3 protein-coding genes are annotated in these 4,069 nt (G+C 45.9%); 1 reads left to right on the top strand and 2 read right to left on the bottom strand.

The window, feature by feature from the left end:
* Window positions 1-2,231: chloride channel protein (locus ACFE90_RS36825; RefSeq protein WP_375507182.1), on the bottom strand; the 2,231-nt coding region annotated here is incomplete at its 3' end.
* Between the two features lie 50 nt (window positions 2,232-2,281).
* Between ACFE90_RS36825 and ACFE90_RS36820 the strand changes: the two genes are divergently transcribed.
* Window positions 2,282-2,422 (top strand): hypothetical protein, encoded by a 141-nt coding sequence (locus ACFE90_RS36820; protein WP_375507181.1) that lies wholly within the window; start codon window positions 2,282-2,284, stop codon window positions 2,420-2,422.
* Between the two features lie 78 nt (window positions 2,423-2,500).
* Here the strand turns inward: ACFE90_RS36820 and ACFE90_RS36815 are convergent, their stop codons facing one another.
* Entirely contained in the window at window positions 2,501-3,814 is a 1,314-nt protein-coding gene (locus tag ACFE90_RS36815) for a TldD/PmbA family protein (RefSeq protein ID WP_375507180.1), read from the bottom strand.
* Window positions 3,815-4,069 lie beyond the last annotated feature (255 nt).

Here is a 4,069-nt window from a genome sequence, read left to right as displayed (position 1 = left end):
GGATTGGGGACTGGGGATTGGGGAGTTTTGCCTAATTTTACTAATACTACTTCGCAGGTGGCTTGGCGAATTACGGTGTCTACAACGTTGCCAAAAATCCGACCAGGGGTCGATGTGTTTCCTTTCCATCCCATTAAAATTAGGTCGATGTGTTGTTCATTGATTGTCTCCAAAACTGCCTGCGCTACATCGTGGGTAACTCGTATCTGCGTGTGCAAAGGAATTTGCCACTTTTTTGCTAAGACTTCCGCCTGTCGTAGCAAGCGGCGACTTTTTGCTGTCTTTACCTGTGTTTCTGATGGGGAACTGTGGCGGGGTATCAGCATTATTTGCACGCAATCTATTTCATAATGGCGATCGCGGGCAATAGCTGCTGCCATTTGTAGTAAAATACCTGCTGTTTCGGGATTAGCTACTGGCACTAATAATCTACCACTGCCGATGCTGGGCGATCGCGTTTGGTAAACTATATATGAAGGATCTGGTCGCAGTTTAGGTGTTTTATTTTCACCATTAAGATGATCTGCTTCCGCCCGAATAATATCTGCACGAGTAATAATTCCAATCAGTTTTCGTCCATTCACCACAGGTAAGCGACTGATTTGATAGCGATCGAGTAAATACAGTACATTGCTTAGGGTGTGGATTGGTGTTACTGTCACCGGAGTGGCGGTCATAATTTCGCCTAAGGGAGTATCGTTTGCTAAATTGCGATCGCGAATATTGAGTAAATCTGATTGTGTCACAATCCCTACAAGCTTGCTGTCCTCTACCACAGGAAAGCCACGATGATGGGAACGGGCGAATGCCTGCATGACTTCATCTAAAGGCATCTCTGTATCCAGAGTTTCTACCTGTTGCTGCATGACATCTTTGGCTGTCAAATTTGTCATTATTCCCCCCGCAGGTGCTGCTTTTTCGATAGTTATGCCATTCCACGCCAAAAGTTTGTCGTATAGCGATCCTGGCGCTAACTTTTCGGCGACTAGATATGATGTTACAGAGCCAATCATTAAGGGCAGCACTAAGTTGAAATCTGTAGTCATTTCAAACACAATTACTATCCCCGTCATTGGCACTCTGGCAACCGCAGTAAAAAATGCGCCCATTCCTGCCAAGGCATAGGTAATTGGTAATCCACTCGCTATCCCAAAAGGAAGCAGCAAACTCTGTTCTCCCATACCCACCAAGTAGCCAAGGGCAGCCCCAAGGGTTAAAGCGGGAGCAAATAATCCTCCTGGCACACCAGAGCCATAAGCTACGAGAGTTAGGATAAACTGGGAGACAAAGGCGATCGCGGCTATTGACCAGCTAGCCTCACCTGTAATTAAAATTTCCCGCAGTCCCGTGTTATCTCGAAACGCTAGCGGTAGTAATGCCACAATCACCCCAGACACTAACCCAGCTAAGGCCACACGAGCAGGTAATCCAAAACGTAGAGAGCGGCGGTAAACACTTAAGCTGGCAATAATCCCGCGATTGAATAACGCCCCCATCAACCCAGCCACAACCCCTAACACCAAATAGAAGGGAATATCTTGAACAAAAAACTCTGTTTTAGAAGCAGTTAATGCTAGATTGAGATCCAGGCTGCGACCACCCAACAGGCGCGAGACAACGGCACCGATAAAAGAAGCCAGAATCGCAGTACCCAAGGTAAATTCAGAAAAATCCTGTAACAGTTCTTCTACTACAAACAACACACCGGCAATCGGCGTATTGAAGGCAGCCGCTAACCCTGCTCCTGCACCAGCAGCAATCAACTGACGACGGTGATCTGGTGAAGTCGGAAACCACCGACTGAGTTGAGCTGCTAAAGCTGCGCTAAGTTGAACTGTTGGCCCTTCCCGCCCTAAAGCTAGCCCAGAACCTAGTGCCAGAATACCACCCACTAGCTTGACCAGAGCAACCCGCAAATCTAAAGCAATTGGTATACGGGCTAACACTGCTTTCACTTGAGGAATGCCGCTCCCCGAAGTTTCTGGTGCTACACGCTCAACTAGCCATCCTGCGAGGAATCCAAAGGCGAGTCCGATACCTGGTAGCACCAACCAAGCTGGTAGCAGCAGCGATGTCTGCACTCGCCAAGCACCTAGCAATCCTACCCCCGATTTAAGTAAGACTGCTCCAAGAGCAGAAACCAAACCAATCAGACAAGCTTCAAAAATTGCTAAACGACGCCGTGGTTGTAGCAGTTGCCGAATGCGTTGGAAGATAGGCATATACCACATAATGTCAAATTTATCAAGAAAAATTTAGAACTTAGGAGTTAGAATTCAGTATGAATTGTGTACGAGTGGATGATAGCGTTCTCGCAGCGTCTCGTAGAGAGCGGCTAAATATTGGTTCAAACCGTACTTCTCTACGAGACGCTACCGCGAACGTCCCGCTACCCGCTTTCGCCACTGGTGGGCGAAACTAGTATTAAATATTCTTTCTGATTAAAACTCTACCCTTCTATAGGTAGAGTATTCACCGATTCTGTATTCTGTATTTTTCTTCAATTACTTCTCCCCGTCGTGGATAGTCCTTCTACTATCAGAGATGGAGTATAACAAGAACCATTCCAATCAGCATCATTACCTAGTTTAACCAATTGCTTAAGGGCAGTGTAGACATTACCTGCAACCATCGTATCCTTAACGCGCCCAATTACCTGACCATTTTGGACGCGGTAGCCTAAATCAACATTGATTGAAAAATCTCCAGAAATGCTGCCGCCACCGCCCAGCATTTGATCCACAATTATGCCATCATCCAGTTCTTGAATTAAATCTGTTAGTGATGCTGAACCTGGCTGGATTAGAAAATTAAATAAACCAGGGGTGGGATAGCTACCTAAACCAGGGCGAAAACCATTTGCAGTGGTGTCAGTACCCAGTTGGCGTCCGGTGGTGCGATCGCCATAAAAATGCTGTAAAATTCCGTTTTGGATAAATACTAAAAATTGAGTAGGAGTGCCTTCATCATCAAAAGGGCAACTATAAGGGCCGGCTTCTGGATCTTGGTAGAGGGTGAGACTGGGTGCAACTACTGCCTTACCCAAACGTTCTCCCCAAGGGGAAGCTACTTCTAAAACCCGTTTGCCATTCAAAGCTTCTTGGACAGTGCCCCAAAGCATATCAGCAGCTTTAGAAGTGAACAAAATCGGTACGCGGCCAGTAGGAGATGAGACATTTTCTCTGGCCCAAATTAACCGTTGTAAAATTTGGTTAGCTAATATTTCCGGGTCGAGTTCGCCCCGCTTAGTTTGGCCATCGGCAACACTTAAAAAATCATCACCGCGCACCCATTCAGCTGATATATAGCAATTGAGGGTAGTATCAGTGTAGTAACAATCTAAACCTTTAGTGTTGACTATTCTGGTAGTTTCAGCATCACATTCCCAGTCACCATTGCAAACAACATCTGGATAGGCATCGCGGATGAGTGCGATCGCTTCTTTGCCCCAGTCTACCAAAACTTCTATCGGTACACTTTCCCCTAAATCTGGGTAAGAGGGCTGAGAGTTAGAGCCTAATTCTACTGTTTCAGGTAGATTCAGTTGACTTAGAGCCAGAGCTTTTTCCACCATTATTTCGGCTAGGACAGAACCGTAAGCCACCGTGAGTCCCGGACGCCCGTTTCGCCAAAGTCGTAGTGCTGTGCCTTCAGATTGGTTAGTTTCTAGCTGTTTGAGTCGGTTTGCCTCAAAAAACACTGGACGAGAAAGCGATCGCGACTGATACACCTCAGCAGCTTCTGCTCCAGATTTTATAGCTAGTTCCAGCAGCTGTTCTGCTAGTGTATCTTGTGACAAATTTTCAGAACCCATGACCCTTAGTGCAATTGTGGATTTTGAACCGCATATCAACGCTGTCTCAAGAAAAGTGCGATCGTCAAAAACCGACGATTAAACTTTCTACGTGATGAACGCAGATAACTATCCAAAAATCATCAGCGTTTCTTACAGTTACGATTTGGAACCACAGATCAACACTGATGGACGCAGTTAATTATCCCAAATCATTGCCATGTCTCAACTAGTCATTAGTCATTCGTCATTAGTCATTGGTCATTAGTTATTAGT

It is taken from the genome of uncultured Nostoc sp. (genome assembly GCF_964245445.1).
Lineage (GTDB): Bacteria > Cyanobacteriota > Cyanobacteriia > Cyanobacteriales > Nostocaceae > Nostoc.
This window is presented reverse-complemented; position numbering and strand designations above follow the sequence as displayed.